This window comes from Streptococcus sp. Marseille-Q6379 (assembly GCF_965119505.1).
This window is the reverse complement of sequence record NZ_CBCPLV010000001.1, coordinates 203,736-220,964: the sequence shown is the minus strand read 5'-3', so window position 1 is coordinate 220,964 and position 17,229 is coordinate 203,736. Positions and strand designations below refer to the sequence as shown.

Genomic DNA, 17,229 nt, shown 5'->3' with positions numbered 1-17,229 from the left:
GTTTAATTTACCTTTTTAGCCTCAGAACGGCGAACACGCTCTCCAAAATATTGATACAAATCAACACGGAGGGTCCCGTTATAAAGCTTACGTTTTTTATCGGCTTTCATACCGTATTTGCTTTCAAATTGTTCATCGCTGGTCAAGATAAACTTGCTCCAAGTTTTAAGTGGCGCAAAAGTTTGACCCATTTCATTATACAAGATATCCACAGCCTTGTCATCCAACAAACGCTCACCATAAGGAGGGTTTGAAATAATGACACCATTGATTTTATCTGTTTTCAGGTCCTGTAAACGCATTTGTTTCAATTTAATAACATCTTCAAGACCTGCCTCACGAGCATTGGCTTTTGCAATTTCAACCATACGGCCATCAATATCACAACCCATAATATCTAATTCAATATCGTAGTTTGCCTTGCTATCTGCTTCATCACGTACCGATTGTACTAAATCTTTATCCACCCAATTCCATGCTTCAAAGGCAAAATCACGATTAAATCCTGGTGCAATGTTCATACCAATCATTGCAGCCTCAATACAGAAGGTCCCTGAACCACAAGTCGGGTCAATCAATGGTTTATCCGGATACCAATTACTAAGTTCAAGGATAGCAGCCGCCATATTTTCCTTAATCGGTGCTCCACCTTTATCAGTACGGTAGCCACGCTTAAAGAGACTAGCACCTGTGGTATCAATCAAAACCGTAGCCTTATCCTTCAAAATAGAGACTTCAATCTTAAATTCCGCTCCTGTTTCTTGGAGAGGCACTCCTTCTGGACGGTGGAAATACTTCTGCAATTTCTTAACGACAGCTTTTTTTGAAATCGCCTGAACAGATGGCTCATTATGAAGCTTTGATTTAACACATTTAGCCTTAGAAATTGGGAACTTTGCACCTAGCGGAAGATAATTTTCCCAGTCTAAAGCAAAAACTCCCTGAAAGAGTTCCTCAAAGGTACGTGCTGGAAATTCACCCACTACAATCTTGATACGATCTGCTGCTCTCAACCAAAGGTTGGTTTCAGCAATTGCACGAACACCACCTTGGAAACGCACCTTACCATTTTCAACCTGCGTGTCATAACCTAACTCACGCAATTCACGTCCAACCACAGCCTCAAGACCTGCTGCTGCAGTTGCTACTAATGTAAATGTTTCTTTCATTGTTATCCTTTTATCTCATTGTTACGCGTACAAACTTTCTTAACCGATAGCTTATTACCCACTCTTTTCTTTAAATATAAAAGAGAGAATTCTTGCTAAAAGAAGGCTGAGACATGTGTCCCAGCCTCACCTATATGCAATTTTCTATAAGCCATGTTTTGTTCCAGAAGTGACTAGGTACCACTTCCTTCGATAATCATCTGTCTACTGCAAAGCAGTCAGGATGGTCCGTTCGTTTCCAGCCATCCCATGCCCCTACCAAAGTTTGGGTTGCTAGCTTGAGGGGTTTACCGCGTTCCACTTTTTAGGTTTCCCTAAAAACTCCGTCACTGTGGCACTTTCAGAGTTACTAAAACCTATCCTAAGACTTAGCCAGTTCACTCGCCGTAACTTGAAAATCAAGTCCCTAGGCTTATTAATTCACCTAGCACAAACACTACTGGCATCACAGCCAGTGCTAGCATGGACTTTCCTCATGGAAGACTAGCAACCATGCGATTATCCAAAAATTGCACAAACCAGTTTTATTCGACGATTTGTTTTCCAAAGACCTCTTTCTCCAAACGACTGACACGTTTTAAGATATCATAGTTTGAAGCCGAAGCAACATTGGTATTCGCACGTGATGGTTCACTTGTCGCACTTGCGTATGCTGGGCGACTAGCAGGAGCTGATGAAGTCTTAGCCTTCAGTTTTGCATTTTCTTCTTGCAATTCCTTAACTAAAGCAATATAGACACCGTAATCTTTGATTACATCGTCTAGAAACTCATCTACTTCTTTTTTATCGTATCCACGCATGCTTGTTTTAAATTCTTGTTCGTAGATTTTCTTGGGCGTTAAATTAATCTTAGCCATTTTTATTCTCCAATACTTGTCTTATCTAACTTACTAATACTTTACTGTCTAATGTTTTTATGATACAGAAAAAAAGATAAAAATGCAAGTTTAAAATTCAATTATATCCTATTCCGACATGACTTCATTGAGGTCATCAAAAGTCAGTCTAGATACGGGATAACCCCTTGCTTCTAACATCATACCGTAAAAATATTTCAGATTTGTTTCATTTTCAGGTTCATAAAATAAATAAGCCTGATCTGTATTGTCAATGAGAAACTGATTAAATTGTTTAAACTGTGCTGGAGATTGGTAAGCGGGGAAGCTGTACTTGACAAAATCAACCTGCTTAAAGGCTGCTAGTTTTGTTTGATTCGCTTCATTCCAATTCTGACCATGCGTTTCAAAAGGGAAGAGGGTCGCTAATTTCAAAGGATAGTCTTTTTGAAGTTCTTTGGCTACTTCTAGTGCCCAAAATTCAAAACCGAGGTTCCCAGTAAAAATCATCCAATCCACACCATCATCCAAGAAACGCATCAAATCACGTTTGATTGCTTTCTTGATAATGGTTACTTTAGGGTCCTTGTCTTTAAAAATACCGAGTTCAAAGCTCTTATAGCCAGTTACCAGTAGTGATGTCATTTGTTGTTTTCCTCGTTCATTTTATGGTATAATAAAATAGTCTTTATGCATATCTTATAAAGAAGAAGGGAAAGAAATGGTAAACTATCCCCATCAGGTATCTCATAAGATAGCACAAGTACGTCCTAAAAAATCAAATAGAGTTGACTTTGCCAATCGGGGGATGAGCTTTGAAACTGCTATTAACGCGACTAATGATTACTATTTGTCGCGTGGTTTAGCCGTTATTCATAAAAAACCTACCCCTGTTCAAATTGTCAAAGTCGATTATCCCAAACGCTCACGGGCAAAGATTGTAGAAGCTTACTTTAGACAAGCTTCTACTACCGACTACTCCGGCGTTTACAAAGGATACTACATTGATTTTGAAGCCAAAGAGACACGACAAAAGACATCCATGCCTATGAAAAACTTTCATGCGCATCAAATTGAGCACATGTCTCAGGTCATCAGTCAAGATGGGATCTGCTTCGTGCTACTTCACTTCTCGACGCTTAAGGAAACCTACCTTCTGCCTGCCAAAGACTTAATCGCTTTTTATCAGATTGATAAAGGGACGAAATCAATGCCTCTTGATTATATCAAAAAAAGAGGCTATGCAATTGCAGAAGCAGCTTATCCTCAAGTTCCTTACTTAGAAATCATTGAAAAATTATTAGGTGGTAACACATAATGGCTAAATTTAATTTCAGCAACTTTAAAGAATCACTTAACGGTTTGACTAAACGTGCTAAAAACATCAAGGTCAAGCGTTCAGATTCTTCTCGCTATAGCAAAGGAAAACGCTCTGCCGCTTCAGACCAAAGTTTGGGCTGGCGTATTGCAAAATACGGATTTATTGGACTGCTTACTTTCTTTGTAGTCTGTGTCATCGCTGGTGGTAGCCTCTTTGCCTACTATGTTAGCAGTGTTCCTAAACTTACCGAGAACAAACTGCAATCAACAAACTCAAGTAAGATTTACGACGCTAATGGTAGTCTTGTTGCCGACTTGGGAGCTGAGAAACGTGAGAGTGCATCAACAGATGAAATTCCAACAACTCTAGTTAATGCCATCACCTCTATCGAGGATAAACGTTTCTTCACTCACCGTGGGATTGACGTCTACCGTATCATGGGGGCAGCTGTTAACAACCTTCGTCGTAGCAGCACCCAAGGGGGATCTACACTCGACCAACAGTTGATTAAGTTAGCCTACTTTTCAACTAACACTTCTGACCAAACCCTTAAACGCAAGTCACAAGAAATCTGGTTGTCACTCCAAATGGAGCGTCAATTCACTAAACAAGAAATCTTGACCTTCTATATTAATAAGGTTTATATGGGTAATGGTTACTACGGTATGAAGACTGCAGCTAAATCTTACTTTGGTAAGGACTTGAGCGACCTCTCTGTTGCCCAAGCAGCTCTTCTTGCTGGTATTCCACAAGCACCAACACAATATGACCCTTATGCTAATCCAGATGCTGCCAAAGAACGTCGTAACACTGTTCTTGATGAAATGTATGAAGACAAGAATATTTCTAAAGAAGAGTACGAGCAAGCTAAAGCAACTGATGTATCAGATGGCCTTCTTCCACTTACGAAGAAAGCTAGCTATGAGCCATACTTAGATAACTACATCAAACAAGTTATTGAACAGGTATCTACCGATGCCAACGCTGATATTTACTCAGCAGGTCTCGACGTCTACACTAACCTTAATCCAGATATTCAAAAATATATCTGGAACGTCTATAATACTAACGACTACGTATACTATCCAAACGATAGTCTCCAAGTTGCTTCTACTATTATTGATGTTACTAATGGTCGTGTCGTTGCCCAATTGGGTTCACGTCACCAAGACGAAAACATTGCACTTGGTACCAACCAAGCTGTTCAAACAGACCGTGACTGGGGTTCTACAATGAAACCAATCACTGACTATGCTCCTGCTATTGAAAAAGGTGTTTATACAAACACTGGTACGACTGTTTACGATAATCCTTACAATTTCCCAGGTTCTTCAACACCAGTTTACAACTGGGACCGTAAGTATTACGGAAGCATTTCATTGACTTATGCACTTCAACAATCACGTAACGTTACAGCCGTTAAAGCACTCCAAGCTGCTGGTTTGGAATATGCTCAATCCTTCTTGAAGGATTTGGGTATCGAGTATCCAGAAATGTACTACTCAAATGCCATCTCATCTTCAACATCATCATCAGATTCTAAGTATGGTGCATCAAGTGAGAAGATGGCCGCAGCTTATGCAGCCTTTGCAAATGGTGGTACTTACTATAAACCATCTTACATTAAATCAATCAAGTTTGAAGATGGTTCAACTAAATCATTTGATTCTAAAGGTGTCGAAGCCATGTCACCACAAACAGCCTACATGATGTCAAGTATGTTGAAACAAGTATTGACAGGTGGTACAGCAACTGAAGCTTATGTTCCTGGTACAATCAATGCTGGTAAGACTGGTACATCTAACTACGGTGACGATGAGTACTATAAAGTACAAAAAGAAAGTGGTGTCTATGCAGACCTTATGGTTCCGGATGAAACTTTCGTTGGTTATAATACTAAGTATGCAATGGCGATTTGGACAGGTTACAAAAAACGTAAAACACCACTTTACGGTTCAGACCTTGATATCGCTAAACAAATCTACGGTGTAACAAGTAGCTACCTTAACCAGATGTATGGTGCTGGTTCTGAAGATTTTGAAATGCCTAGTGGTGTTTATAACAATGGTAGCTATGTCTTCCTTACTGGTTCTTCAACATCAAATGTTTACACAGGGTCACTTGGAACATCTAGCTCGTCATCAAGCTTAGACTCGAGCCAAAGCAGTGACTCATCAAGTTCACAAGATAGTCAACAGTATGGGCCTGATGCTTCAACAAATCCATCGACATCGGCCTCTAACGGCTCTGAACATTCGAATTCAAACACTGCTACAGCAGAAGAATAAGAAATAAGAAGGGTTATCCGATTGGATAACTCTTTTTTTATCGATAAATTTTAAAGAAACTATAAAAACACTGGAAAATTTCCAGTGTTTTCATGTATTATCTTATTTTGAAGCAAGGGCTCCCATTGGATCCCAAGGAGCAAGTACTTGTGGCTCTGCTTCATAGGCTGCCAATTCTTCAGCTGTAAGGAAGTCTTTGCGGACAACGATTTGATAAGTGTATTCATCCATCCAGGCATCAGAAGCGACAAAGTAACCTTTTTGTCCAACCTTGTCTCCCCAAGAGTTTTCAACCTTCCATTTAACAGGTCTGCCATCGGCATCCAAATCAACCCCAGTCAATACCATGGCATGAGTCATGAGAGATTCACTGTAGTCCAAACGTCCTGCCTTATCTTGAGTCAAGTTAATATCCATGCTAGCTGTAAAGTCATAAACATTAGTTGCAAGAATACCTTTTTGACGGTCTGAAACTTGACCAACATCTGAACCAAACCAAACAGTTTCTCCAGACTTCATCTGTGCAATTGCAAGCTCTTTGAAACGGTCCATTGGGAGGTTGATATAACGAACACTTGGTGCACCTACAACATTACCCAACATCTCAACAGTATAAGATTTTCCGTAAGGTTTATCAGCTGTTGGAGCGTTGATAACTGACACATAGTCGCTGAGTTTGAGACCCACATATTTTTCAAAGAATGCTTGTGGTGTGATATTTTTCTCAGATTGATAGTTGTCATCCTTATCTCGGTAGGCAAAATCAAACTGACGTGGTGGTAAACCGAGAGTCATAGCAAGATAATTGAAAATTTCTCGAAGAAGTTCTTCCTTCTTGGCCTGAACAGCAGCTTGATCATCACCTCCAGCAATCAAATCACGCAAGATTTGAGCATCTTGACGAAGAAGCTTATTGAGGTATTGATTAAGCTCACGACTATTGCTTGAAGCTACAGATTCTGGATAAACTGATTTTGGTACAACACCATATTTTTCAAAAAGTGATACGACCATATCCCATTGTCCACCATCTTGTTGAGGGGTATCCAAAAGGAATTTAACCTTACGACTGCCAATCTCTTGATCTGCTGTGGCAATAATTTGTTCCAAGAACCAGTTTGATTTCTCATACTTGTCCCAGAAGAAAGTGTGCGCTTGAGAAAGTTCGAAACTTTCCAATTTAAAGTCTGAGATTAATTTATGACGGAAAGTATTTAGTGCCGCAAACATCCAGCAACGTCCTGAAGCTTTCTGGTTAGACACCTCATCTTTAGTCAAATCGATTGAGAAAACATGGTCGTTTTCAACTTCTGATTGACGTGTTTCGATGGATTTGAGCAAGCCATTATGAGTTACAGCATTCTCAATAGCACTGTACTTGGCATTGGCCTCATATTCTGCAAATAGTTTATCTGTGAAATCTGTTGATAATGAAGTCATAAGATTCCTCCTTTTAAGCCTTATTCTTCTCTATTTTATCACTAATTTCTGAAAATTCAATTTAAAAACACCCCTAGCTTAAACTGAACTGCACCCCAAAAGTTAGACTGAAAAAATCAAACTTTTGAGGTGTTTTTATTATGAAATTAACTTATGAGAACAAGATTCAGATATATGAACTGAGAAAACAGGGGAGAAGCTTCAAAGAGCTTTCAAAAAGATTTGGTGTGGATGTTTCTGGACTAAAATATATGGTGAGGTTGATTGAACGTTACGGAATAGAAATCGTCAAAAAAGGGAAGAATCGTTACTATTCTCCCGAATTAAAGGAAGAAATAATTAATAAAGTTTTGCTTAGAGGTCGTTCACGAAAAAGTGTATCTTTAGATTATGCTCTACCCAATCCTTCTCTGTTGAAAAATTGGATAGCACAATACAAGAAAAATGGGTATACTATTGTTGAAAAAACAAGAGAGAGAGTACCTAAAATGGGACGTAAACGTAAGAAAACTTGGGAAGAAATGACAGAACTAGAACGACTCCAAGAGGAGAATGAACGCTTACGTACCGAGGTGGCTTACCTAAAAAAGTTAAAAGAACTAGAAGACAGGGACGAAGCCTTACAGCGAGAAAGGCAGAGACAATTAGAGGAATGATCACAGGAGGATTTCGACTAGATTTACTTCTTGAAACGGCTGGTTTAGCTCGCTCAACTTACTACTATCAGTTGAAACAACTAGATGGATTTGACAAAGATAAAGAGCTTAAAGCTGAAATTCAATCAATTTATTGTGAGCATAAAGGAAATTACGGCTATCGTCGAATGACTCTTGAATTGAGAAATCGTGGCTTCATGGTAAATCATAAGAAAGTGCAACGTCTGATGAAGGCTCTTGGTTTAAGTGGTCGAATTCGTCGTAAACGTAAGTATTCTTCATATCAAGGAGAGGTTGGTAAGAAAGCAGAGAATCTCATTCAACGCCAGTTTGAAGCATCAAAACCAATGGAAAAGTGCTACACAGATGTGACAGAGTTTGCCATTCCAGCAAGCAGCCAAAAACTCTATCTATCACCAGTTTTAGATGGTTTTAACAGCGAAATTATCGCCTACAATCTTTCTACTTCACCCAACTTAGCACAAGTAAAAATGATGTTGGAACAAGCCTTCACAGAGAAGTACTATGAGAAAACTATTCTACACAGTGATCAGGGATGGCAATATCAACATGATTTCTATCATCATTTTTTAGAGGAGAAAGGAATCCAACCCTCCATGTCACGTAAAGGCAATAGTCCAGACAACGGCATGATGGAATCCTTCTTTGGTATTCTGAAGTCTGAGATGTTTTATGGTTATGAGAAGACGTTTAAGTCAATTGAGCATTTGGAACAAGCTATTGTAGACTATATTAATTATTACAACAACAAACGCATTAAGATAAAACTAAAAGGACTTAGTCCTGTGCAATACAGAACTAAATCCTTTGCTTAAATTATTTGTCTAACTTTTTGGGGTCAGTACAAACCTAGGGGTACGACAATCTTATTCAACTTTATCAACCAGTGTTTCTGGTGCTGGTTTCGTTGGTTGACAAGACATGATAAGGAGGACAATGCTTCCAATCAATGAGAAGATAGCCAAGACTGGTACAAGCCCTATATAACTTAGAAGTACCCAAGCCGGATGAAAGCCTGCATCTCTTAAACGACGGATTTGTAGAGACAATTGAGGGATAAGTTCAATTAAGCTAAAAAGTATTAGTGGCCAAGCATAGGTAATAATTATTTTTTGCAGTTCAGTCTGATTATTCAACAGAGCTGGATCACTAAGGTCAACATTACTGAAGAAAGGAATAAGAACACAAAAAACAGTAAGAATAGTAATAATAATGACATTAACCAAGTAAGCCCACCAGTAGTCTGGACGAGTCGAACGTCCGCTAAAGTCAAAGGCACGTTTCCAAAAGTCAATATAAGCTTTAATCATAATTCATTTCTCCTCTTATTTCCAAAACTCATCAAAAATAGTGATTGGCAAGTGACGTTTGTGTTGACCTTTACGCCACCAAGTCTCAATAGTTTCCTGGGCTTTGGCTGATACTTCCTTGCCTTCAAGGTAATCATCAATTTCACGGTAGGTCACACCAAGTGCCACTTCATCAGCGATTCCTGGTTTATCCTCTTCTAAGTCAGCTGTTGGCACTTTTTCATAGAGAGCCTTGTCTGCACCAAGTTCTGCAAGAAGGGCTGCACCTTGACGCTTGTTTAGACGAAAGAGTGGCAAAATATCCGCACCACCATCGCCAAATTTTGTGAAGAAGCCAGTAAGGTTTTCAGCGGCGTGGTCCGTACCAATGACTGCACCACTATTTTCACCAGCAACCGCGTATTGGGTAATCATACGTTGACGGGCCTTGATATTTCCCTTGTTGAAGTCAGAGACGGTGACACCTGCCTTGGCAAGTTCAGCAACCTGACCATCTACAGCTTCTTTGATATTAACCGCAAGACTCACATCTGGCTTAATAAAAGCAAGAGCACGTTGGGCATCATCCTCATCTGCTTGGACACCATATGGCAATCGAATGGCGATAAACTGATAGTCTTTTCCTGTCTCTGAACGGAGCTCTTCAACCGCAAGTTGTGCTAGACGGCCAGCCAATGTAGAATCTTGACCTCCTGAGATTCCCAAAACATATGTTTTAAGGAATGGGTGTTTGAGCATGTAGGCCTTCAAAAAATCAACAGATTTTCGAATTTCTTCTTTTGGATCAATGTTAGGTTTAACCCCTAGTTGATCAATAATTGTTTCTTGCAAAGTCATAATGTCTCCTTTTACTCTGGCAAGTTATGGGCTTTCTTTCGTACATTGTCAATAAGGGTCATCTTGTTATCCCATACGTCTTTGGCCAAGTCAACTGGATAATCTTGAGGGTTTAGCACGCGCTTGTACTCATTCCAAAGCTCATCCAATTCCTTAGTCGCATAAGCCTTGATTTCATTAAGACTAGGCAAGTCATAGATGAGTTGCCCCTTATCGTAGATAGGTACTAAAAGTGGTACCGCATCAAAATCACGAACAGTCTTATTAATGTAGGTGTAGGTCGGGTGGAACATATTAATTTCTTCTAAAGCATTAACATCTGTGTCCGCAAAGGTGATATAGTCACCTTCTGATTTACCCTTAGCACGACTTGTAATACGCCAGACTTGCTTCTTACCTGGTGTCGAAACCTTCTCAGCATTGTTGGACAATTTGATAGTATCATGCATGACTCCTTGATCATCTTCCATTGAGACAATCTTGTAGACAGCACCCAAGGCTGGTTGATCATAGGCAGTGATAAGCTTAGTACCCACTCCCCAGACATCAATTTTGGCCTTTTGCATCTTCAAGTTGAGGATGGTATTTTCATCAAGGTCATTTGAAGCATAAATTTTGGCATCAGGGAAACCGGCAGCATCCAACTGCTTACGGACTTGCTTCGATAGATAAGCCAAGTCACCTGAATCAAGACGAACACCCAAGAAATTGATTTTATCACCTAGCTCTTTAGCTACACGAATAGCATTCGGAACACCAATCTTAAGGGTGTCATAGGTATCCACAAGGAATACACAGTCCTTATGAGTTGATGCATAGGCTTTAAAGGCATCGTAATCATTGCCATAGGCTTGAACGAGAGCATGAGCGTGAGTACCAGAAACTGGAATGCCGAAAATCTTACCGGCACGAACATTTGATGTCGCATCCGCACCACCAATCACGGCTGCACGCGTTCCCCAGATTGCTGCATCCATCTCTTGTGCACGACGTGTCCCAAACTCCAATAAAGGAGCATCTTCAATGACAGAGCGAATGCGAGCTGCCTTGGTAGCAATAAGAATCTGGTAATTGAGGATATTTAGCAAGGCAGTCTCTACTAACTGACACTGGGCTAAGGGACCTTCCACTTGGAAAATCGGTTCATTAGCAAATACCAAATCACCCTCAAGGGCTGAATTGATAGTCAACTCGAGTTTTAGGTTGGCTAGATAGTCTAGAAAATCCTCAGGATAGGCTAACTCTTTTAGATAAGCAATATCAGTTTCTGAGAAAGTCAGATTTTCAAGATAGTTGACAATACGTTCCAGACCTGCGAACACAGCAAAGCCATTTTTAAACGGAAGTTGACGGAAATAAACTTCGAAAACGGCCTTTTTATTGTGAATACCTTGGTTGAAGTAGACTTGCATCATATTGATTTGATACAAGTCAGTGTGCAAGGTTAAACTGTCATCTTTATACATAGAATTCCTCCAATCGAATAGGTACTTCTTTTTGTTACTAATAGCTTGTATATGCTGACTATTATAGCATTTTTGGGCAATTGTCTCCACTTTTCAGAAAGTTAATTATTGTTTGGATTTTCCGATTATTCTAATGGTTGTTTTGACAAAAAAGAGCAGCCTAGGGAGACTACTCTTCATTTCTATTCATATCTTAGGGACTCGACAGGGTCCATTTTACTGATTTTACGTGCTGGAAGGTAGGCTGATACATAGCCCATCAAGAGCGAGAAGCCAAACATGATGAGAATTGATGTCAGATTTAGATCAAATACCTTGCTGACACTTGGGTAGAGATGTGAAACAATCATGTTGGCCAAGCTTCCAATCCCCTGTGATACAAGTAGGGCAAGAGCCAGTGAGATACCCGTAATCCAGAGTGCCTCATAAACAAAGATAGCTTTCACGTCACGATTAAGGTAACCGACAGCCTTCATGACACCAATCTCTTTTGAGCGTTGCATGATATTAATATAAATGATAATTCCAATCATGACAGCTGAAACTAGGATAGCTTGTGACGAAAGGATAATCAAGAGTGCTTGGATAACACGGATGAATTTAATAATGACATCGAGGATGGCCTGCTGTGAAAGAACTAGGTACTTCTTGTTTTTCTGTAACTTTTTAGTGACTTCCTTAGTCTTGGCTGGATTCTTAAGCTCCAAAAGCATGTAAGAGACTGTTTTAGTAAAGCCATTTTCTTTGAGCAACTCTTCCAATTGTTTGGCTGGCATATAGCTATTGCTCTCTTCAGCATCCTCGCTGTCATCAACAATACGGACAATCTTAGTCTTGATATCTGCTACTTTAGTTCCCTCAGCAGTATTTTCAACAATCTGAGCTGAGATTTCTTTGCCGATAAAGTCTTTAGCCTTGAGCTTCTTCCCTGTTTCTTCATTGTAATGTTTGACAAAACTCATCGGAAGGGTTAATCCCTTTTCATCTGCGGATTTAAAAGGCTTCCCGGCTGAAATCTTATCCTTACCATTGCGAGATGTAGATATTTTTGTGTTCTTGTAGAGACTGATAACCTGAGAATAGTTAGGAAGGTCCTTGCTGAAATCCATGGTCTTACCATCAAGGGTAAGACTTGCCATGTTCATTCCAAAGGGGCTCTCCAAATATTTAATGTCATCACTCTTAATCTGACTACGAATAAACTTCTCATCATCCGCATTTAGAACCCCTCTGGCTGCTGATTTAGCACTCAGACTAATCTGAATTTGGGATGGAATGTTACCACCATCGGTACTGTCATTAATTATACCAACAATAGCATTCCCCAAACCAAAGGAAATTAAAACACCGATAAAACCAATGGAAGTTGCCGTCGCAATCAAAAGATTACGCCACTTACGTTCCATAAAGTTGCTCAATGACAATTTAAGTTTATTCTTGAGGGTCAATCCCTTATTTTTCGATTGTTTCAACGACTTCACCATCCTTCATTTTAATGACAACATCCGCATAATCCGCGACCTCAGGGTTATGGGTTACGATAATCACAGTTTTGCCTGCCTCAGCTAGCTCTTTAAAAATTTCGAGAACATTTTCCTGAGACTGAGAATCAAGAGAACCTGTCGGTTCATCAGCCACAATCATTTCTGGATTATTAACTAGGGCACGGGCAATGGCCACACGTTGTTTTTGTCCACCAGAAAGCTGCTTAACATTTTTCTTGATAAATTCTCCGATTCCAAGACGGCTGAGCTCCTTTTCCGCAATCTCAATCATCTCTTTATCAGTCATATTTTTAACGTAAAGAGGCATCTTGACATTTTCAAGGACTGATTGATGAGGGATAAGATTGAAATTTTGAAAGACAAAGCCAATATGGGCCTTTCTAAAATAGGTCAGGTCACGCTCTGAAAAATCACGCATGTTCTGATTCTTGAAATACAGATTTCCCTGATACTGACTATCCAAGCCGCTAATAATACTGAGCAGACTGGTCTTACCACAGCCAGATGGACCGTAGATAGCAGTGATCTTTGCTGGTGCAATCTCAAGTGTAACATCGTTCAAAGCGCGCTCTTGGTTCGTACCGTCGAGATTATAGTACTTTGAGATGTGGTCAATGGTTAAAATGGACATGGTTTCCTCCATAAATTTGATTTAAATTAGAGTTTGGTTAAATTTCAGATGATTATCTGCATGATAATTTCAAGCAAAATAGCAGAAACACTTAACTAATCGCCTCCTAAAACGATACATTAATTATAAACATTAAATGATTATAAAAATAGTGACATAAATGTCACTATGGCATGAGAAAAAGCCAAAGTCCCTAAGACTTTGGCTTTAGTTTATTGACAATAAATACGAATAGCTTCTGCGAGAAAAACTGCAGTCCCTGATCCCCCGACTTTATCGATAAAACTAGAAAAGCGATTATCTGTTTGGTACATCTGACCTAAACCAGCTAATACCGTTTGGTCACATGGATAAAAATGCTGACTAATATAGTCTTGTAACACCTTTACTTGCTCCTGAACACTATTGTCATCAGGATTAGACTCTTTGAGCTGGCCGAAAGTAGACATGATTGCGGCCAGCTCTTTGGTAACTTCAGGGAAGGACTCCTCCCCCTTAGCCGCAAAAGCTTGATAAGCTTCTGTCTGACCCCATCTAGCCTGAGCTTCTTCCTGAAATGCTTCCACAGCTTTTTGATCAAATGCTTCAAATGACATTTCTTCTTCCTCCACTTGTAAGGCCTTGGCATGGGCTATGACAGCTTCTAAACGGGACTTTTTCAGCTCTAAAAGCTTGATTTGATCCTTAAGCGCTTGGACTTTGTCATAGCCTGCTTGACCTACGATTTCCTTAATTTTTTTGAGAGGAAAGTCTAACTCACGGTAAAGCAATATTTCCTGCAAACGGACAACCGCATCGCGATTATAGTAACGGTAGCCATTCTCAGCCACAACTGACGGTTTCAGCAAATCAATTTCGTCATAATAATGAAGGGTGCGCACACTGACACCTGATAGTTGGCTCACTTCTTTTACAGATTTCATTAGAACTCCTCTCTGATTAAGAGTATAGGCTATGACGTGGCGTGAGGGTCAAGGGGCAAAAGAGTCTTTTTTTGAAGTTCGTATAATTTCTTACTTTTCTTTCTTTTTCTGGCTTCGACGATGTATTAAGGCTTGGTTAATACGTTGGGTTCTCATATGTATTTGCCAAATGAGATAAAGCCAGATAATAATATAAACGAAAATGAAGACAATCCATATGATAGGATTCAGCACAGCATCAATCCAACCCGCTATTAGACAAGTCCCTATCAGTACAATCGCCGTCAACAAGAAATGCAAGATTACTCTAAGTCTGTAGGACATACGGTCAAGGTCTTCCAAAATCCACGAGAGCATTCCCATTAAGCCACTCATCATAAAGAGGGCTAAAATATTTCCCACACTAACTTTGGGATAGATAAGCTGGGGAAATAATTGACCTAGTAAAAGAAGTGCAAGATAGAAGAACGATCCCGTTCTCACGCCGGATACAAAATAAGCAATTAAACGTTTCATTGGTTCCTCCTACACTCCTAAATAATCCATCAAGGATTTGACATATTTTCGGCTGACACTAGACTTCACTCCACCTGTCATTTTGGCCATCATATTGCCAGAAAAACTATCCGATAGGGATTCCAAATGGTCTATATTCATAACAGCATGACGTGATATCTGTAAAAAACTTCGACGATTGATGCGATGCTGAAAGTTTGTCAGTGTCTCTTTCATCGTATAGGTTTTGTCTATTGTATAAATCGTTAACACATTCTTATCAATCTCAGCTAGGATAATGTCATCAATTTTTACCATAACCAAATGATCATCCGTTTTAATAGGAATCACCACTTGATTTACAACTGAAAATTGTTCGAGGTAATCCATTACCTCTCGTGCTTGATCAGATAATTGCTCTGCTTGAATGACCACACAGGGGTCCTTTGTCGAAATATCTGACTTTTCTTCAAAACAAAGTTTCATTCCTATTCCAACTCTCACTTATTTTTTCTTACTAGACTTTTTCACTAAAACAGCCCAAAGAATGCCTACTAGAAGAATACCTCCTAACACTATAAGGTAAGTATTTTCCTTTGTCAACAACTCTTGCCACTTGAGTTGAACACCCATTTTCTCTTGGAACTCTTGACGAAGATCATCTTGACCTTTAAAGGTCTCACTTAATGTTTCATTCATGAGGACTTGCCGATAAAGTGCAGCAATATAAGTTGCTGGAGTACATTTCATTAGTAGTTGAGCAAAATTAGGTAGAACACCCAAAGGTACATAAGTCCCTACCAAAAAACCGGAAGCTGTACCCACTATGGTCGCAAACTTTCCAAGACTATCTACTGATTGGAAAAAGTGAACAAAAATGGCATTCACCAAGCTAGAAAGCAGACTACTAAGCAGCATAATGAGGAGTACTTCAGGTAGTATGGATAGTTTGGGAACTTCTCTAAAATAGCCACACATCAGCACATACATAAGGACCTGCATGGCAAAAGAAATGATGTTTGCACTCGCTAGATATGAAGATGGTAACCGCCACTTCCCTTGATCCGATAAATAAAGATCCTGATCTACTTGATGTTCACGGTCCTTTACCAACTGAGTCAAGGCAGCCAGACTGGTCGTAATCCCTGTCACTGCAAGCGTTCCACTCATTAGCCAATTATTTAACAAAGGACCATTATTGGGGAGCTGAGCCCAAGCATCTGTTAGATTCTTTTGAAGAAAAATAATATAGAGAATAAAGGAAATCAAGGCTCCCAACAAGGAGAAGAAAACCCCTGAACGATTTCTAAAATACAATAAAAAATTCCGCTTTAGTAAGGCTAGCATTAGCGGACCTCCCTTCCTGTAAGTGCAATAAAGGCATCATCCATGGTTCCTGGACGAAACTCAAAATGGGCTAGTTTATCTCTAACTTGCGCCAGGTAATCAATGGCTTCCCTTTCACTCTCAGGTTGAAAAATATACTCCAATTGACCTTGTTGCTCTACTGACATTCCCGAAACTTTGAGACTTTCTATCTGCTGTATCTCCTTGAAGCGAATCTTCAAGATATTTTTTGCATACTGGCTCTTAATATCTAGTGCCGATCCTTGACCAATCACTTTCCCATGGTCTACAATATAAATCTGATCAGCTTCATCTGCTTCGTCAAGATAATGCGTAGTCAATACAACGGTCATTCCCTCTTCTCTCTGCAATTGATAGAGCAAATCCCAAATAGACTTCCGGGTTTGAATGTCTAAACCTGTCGTTGGCTCATCTAAGAATAATATATCTGGTTGTGAGAGAAGTGCACGCGCAATGTCAACCCGACGCTTTTGGCCACCTGAAAGCGTCCCATATTTCTGCTTTTGAAAAGCTGATAGGCCTAGTTGATCAATAAGATCAGACACACGATTTGGTTTTAGTCCTTTGTACTGTCTAGCACGAATGGTCAGATTTTCCCTAACCGTCAGCATCTCATCTAAAACACTGGTTTGGAAGACCACACCAATTTTAGTACCGGGTTCATAAATAATGTCGCCTTGCGTTGGTTGTTTCAAACCAATCAACATGGAAATCGTCGTTGATTTCCCAGCACCATTTGGTCCTAGAATCGCATTAAACGTTCCCTTTTCAAACTGTAGGTGAATATGATCAACCGCTAGATGATTTCCATACCGTTTACTGATGTTTTTAGCTTGTAATATCATGTTCTCTCTCCTTTTTGACAATATCAGTCTAGCAAAAAAGCCGCTTAAAAAACGGCTTTGGGGGATAAGTGGTCAAAATGAAGAGCTAAGTGGCGAGATGGAAGAGATAAAAATGAAG

The 17,229-nt window shown here is 39.7% G+C and carries 17 protein-coding genes and 1 other RNA gene; 3 read left to right on the top strand and 15 right to left on the bottom strand.

The genetic code is table 11. The annotated features are described in order from the left end of the window. Positions 1–2: 2 nt before the first annotated feature. The 4 genes from ACWPVZ_RS01170 to ACWPVZ_RS01155 all read right to left on the bottom strand — a co-directional run bounded on the left by ACWPVZ_RS01170 (position 3) and on the right by ACWPVZ_RS01155 (position 2,650). On the bottom strand, positions 3–1,169 hold the full coding sequence (locus ACWPVZ_RS01170) for a THUMP domain-containing class I SAM-dependent RNA methyltransferase (protein WP_454380563.1): 1,167 nt from the start codon (positions 1,167–1,169) through the stop codon (positions 3–5). A 142-nt stretch (positions 1,170–1,311) separates the two neighbouring features. After that, positions 1,312–1,679: RNase P RNA component class B (rnpB, locus tag ACWPVZ_RS01165), an RNA gene on the bottom strand. 14 nt (positions 1,680–1,693) lie between these two features. Then, positions 1,694–2,026, bottom strand: coding sequence for a cell division regulator GpsB (gpsB, locus tag ACWPVZ_RS01160; RefSeq protein ID WP_347095303.1), 333 nt, complete (start codon positions 2,024–2,026; stop codon positions 1,694–1,696). Between the two features lie 108 nt (positions 2,027–2,134). After that, positions 2,135–2,650, bottom strand: coding sequence for a DUF1273 domain-containing protein (locus tag ACWPVZ_RS01155; protein WP_155222420.1), 516 nt, complete (start codon positions 2,648–2,650; stop codon positions 2,135–2,137). A gap of 76 nt (positions 2,651–2,726) precedes the next feature. Here ACWPVZ_RS01155 and recU point away from each other — a divergent pair, with 76 nt between their 5' ends. Further along, a complete protein-coding gene (gene recU, locus ACWPVZ_RS01150; RefSeq protein WP_347095301.1) occupies positions 2,727–3,323 on the top strand; it encodes a Holliday junction resolvase RecU in 597 nt (198 codons plus the stop codon). Beyond that, positions 3,323–5,614, top strand: coding sequence for a penicillin-binding protein PBP1A (gene pbp1a / locus ACWPVZ_RS01145; RefSeq protein ID WP_414341062.1), 2,292 nt, complete (start codon positions 3,323–3,325; stop codon positions 5,612–5,614). The genes recU and pbp1a overlap by 1 nt, the downstream gene beginning before the upstream one ends. A 102-nt stretch (positions 5,615–5,716) precedes the next feature. Here pbp1a and pepC read toward each other — a convergent pair whose 3' ends face one another. After that, positions 5,717–7,054, bottom strand: coding sequence for an aminopeptidase C (gene pepC, locus ACWPVZ_RS01140; protein WP_414341061.1), 1,338 nt, complete (start codon positions 7,052–7,054; stop codon positions 5,717–5,719). Between the two features lie 140 nt (positions 7,055–7,194). On the opposite strand from pepC, the gene ACWPVZ_RS01135 reads away from it, so the two are divergent. Next, positions 7,195–8,546 (top strand): IS3 family transposase gene (locus ACWPVZ_RS01135; protein ID WP_414341445.1). Its coding sequence is split into 2 segments (ribosomal slippage): positions 7,195–7,645 and positions 7,645–8,546, totalling 1,353 coding nucleotides; the frame shifts between segments, so codons are not numbered across the junction. Positions 8,547–8,597: 51 nt separating this feature from the next. On the opposite strand, the gene ACWPVZ_RS01130 is transcribed toward ACWPVZ_RS01135, so the two are convergent. The 10 genes from ACWPVZ_RS01130 to ACWPVZ_RS01085 all read right to left on the bottom strand — a co-directional run bounded on the left by ACWPVZ_RS01130 (position 8,598) and on the right by ACWPVZ_RS01085 (position 17,111). Next, positions 8,598–9,041 carry a DUF805 domain-containing protein gene (locus tag ACWPVZ_RS01130; protein WP_070576160.1) on the bottom strand — a complete coding sequence of 148 codons (444 nt, stop codon included), beginning with the start codon at positions 9,039–9,041 and terminating at the stop codon, positions 8,598–8,600. 15 nt (positions 9,042–9,056) lie between these two features. Continuing rightward, positions 9,057–9,878 (bottom strand): ammonia-dependent NAD(+) synthetase, encoded by an 822-nt coding sequence (gene nadE / locus ACWPVZ_RS01125; protein ID WP_347095298.1) that lies wholly within the window; start codon positions 9,876–9,878, stop codon positions 9,057–9,059. A gap of 11 nt (positions 9,879–9,889) precedes the next feature. After that, positions 9,890–11,344, bottom strand: coding sequence for a nicotinate phosphoribosyltransferase (locus tag ACWPVZ_RS01120; RefSeq protein WP_155222424.1), 1,455 nt, complete (start codon positions 11,342–11,344; stop codon positions 9,890–9,892). Between the two features lie 182 nt (positions 11,345–11,526). Further along, positions 11,527–12,828 (bottom strand): ABC transporter permease, encoded by a 1,302-nt coding sequence (locus tag ACWPVZ_RS01115; RefSeq protein ID WP_414341060.1) that lies wholly within the window; start codon positions 12,826–12,828, stop codon positions 11,527–11,529. Beyond that, entirely contained in the window at positions 12,797–13,480 is a 684-nt protein-coding gene (locus ACWPVZ_RS01110) for an ABC transporter ATP-binding protein (protein WP_049545112.1), read from the bottom strand. Before ACWPVZ_RS01110 ends, ACWPVZ_RS01115 begins: the two co-directional genes overlap by 32 nt. 212 nt (positions 13,481–13,692) lie before the next feature. Then, the gene (locus tag ACWPVZ_RS01105; RefSeq protein ID WP_414341059.1) at positions 13,693–14,403 is read right to left on the bottom strand and encodes a MerR family transcriptional regulator; all 711 of its coding nucleotides are present in this window, start codon (positions 14,401–14,403) and stop codon (positions 13,693–13,695) included. Between the two features lie 90 nt (positions 14,404–14,493). Continuing rightward, the gene (locus ACWPVZ_RS01100) at positions 14,494–14,919 is read right to left on the bottom strand and encodes a DUF3021 family protein (RefSeq protein ID WP_414341058.1); all 426 of its coding nucleotides are present in this window, start codon (positions 14,917–14,919) and stop codon (positions 14,494–14,496) included. Positions 14,920–14,928: 9 nt separating this feature from the next. Continuing rightward, a complete protein-coding gene (locus ACWPVZ_RS01095) occupies positions 14,929–15,384 on the bottom strand; it encodes a LytTR family DNA-binding domain-containing protein (protein WP_414341107.1) in 456 nt (151 codons plus the stop codon). A gap of 18 nt (positions 15,385–15,402) precedes the next feature. Further along, positions 15,403–16,245 (bottom strand): ABC transporter permease, encoded by an 843-nt coding sequence (locus ACWPVZ_RS01090; RefSeq protein WP_073689390.1) that lies wholly within the window; start codon positions 16,243–16,245, stop codon positions 15,403–15,405. Beyond that, a complete protein-coding gene (locus tag ACWPVZ_RS01085; protein ID WP_414341057.1) occupies positions 16,245–17,111 on the bottom strand; it encodes an ABC transporter ATP-binding protein in 867 nt (288 codons plus the stop codon). The genes ACWPVZ_RS01090 and ACWPVZ_RS01085 overlap by 1 nt, the downstream gene beginning before the upstream one ends. Positions 17,112–17,229 lie beyond the last annotated feature (118 nt).

What these genes read in the sequence shown, in the direction of transcription:
- ACWPVZ_RS01095 (WP_414341107.1), bottom strand. Translation starts at nt 15,384, where the DNA reads ATGAAACTTTGTTTTGAAGAAAAGTCAGATATTTCGACAAAGGACCCC.
- ACWPVZ_RS01120 (WP_155222424.1), bottom strand. Translation starts at nt 11,344, where the DNA reads ATGTATAAAGATGACAGTTTAACCTTGCACACTGACTTGTATCAAATC.
- ACWPVZ_RS01090 (WP_073689390.1), bottom strand. Translation starts at nt 16,245, where the DNA reads ATGCTAGCCTTACTAAAGCGGAATTTTTTATTGTATTTTAGAAATCGT.
- ACWPVZ_RS01105 (WP_414341059.1), bottom strand. Translation starts at nt 14,403, where the DNA reads ATGAAATCTGTAAAAGAAGTGAGCCAACTATCAGGTGTCAGTGTGCGC.
- recU (WP_347095301.1), top strand. Translation starts at nt 2,727, where the DNA reads ATGGTAAACTATCCCCATCAGGTATCTCATAAGATAGCACAAGTACGT.
- pepC (WP_414341061.1), bottom strand. Translation starts at nt 7,054, where the DNA reads ATGACTTCATTATCAACAGATTTCACAGATAAACTATTTGCAGAATAT.
- nadE (WP_347095298.1), bottom strand. Translation starts at nt 9,878, where the DNA reads ATGACTTTGCAAGAAACAATTATTGATCAACTAGGGGTTAAACCTAAC.
- ACWPVZ_RS01170 (WP_454380563.1), bottom strand. Translation starts at nt 1,169, where the DNA reads ATGAAAGAAACATTTACATTAGTAGCAACTGCAGCAGCAGGTCTTGAG.
- ACWPVZ_RS01155 (WP_155222420.1), bottom strand. Translation starts at nt 2,650, where the DNA reads ATGACATCACTACTGGTAACTGGCTATAAGAGCTTTGAACTCGGTATT.
- pbp1a (WP_414341062.1), top strand. Translation starts at nt 3,323, where the DNA reads ATGGCTAAATTTAATTTCAGCAACTTTAAAGAATCACTTAACGGTTTG.
- ACWPVZ_RS01100 (WP_414341058.1), bottom strand. Translation starts at nt 14,919, where the DNA reads ATGAAACGTTTAATTGCTTATTTTGTATCCGGCGTGAGAACGGGATCG.
- gpsB (WP_347095303.1), bottom strand. Translation starts at nt 2,026, where the DNA reads ATGGCTAAGATTAATTTAACGCCCAAGAAAATCTACGAACAAGAATTT.
- ACWPVZ_RS01110 (WP_049545112.1), bottom strand. Translation starts at nt 13,480, where the DNA reads ATGTCCATTTTAACCATTGACCACATCTCAAAGTACTATAATCTCGAC.
- ACWPVZ_RS01085 (WP_414341057.1), bottom strand. Translation starts at nt 17,111, where the DNA reads ATGATATTACAAGCTAAAAACATCAGTAAACGGTATGGAAATCATCTA.
- ACWPVZ_RS01130 (WP_070576160.1), bottom strand. Translation starts at nt 9,041, where the DNA reads ATGATTAAAGCTTATATTGACTTTTGGAAACGTGCCTTTGACTTTAGC.
- ACWPVZ_RS01115 (WP_414341060.1), bottom strand. Translation starts at nt 12,828, where the DNA reads ATGGTGAAGTCGTTGAAACAATCGAAAAATAAGGGATTGACCCTCAAG.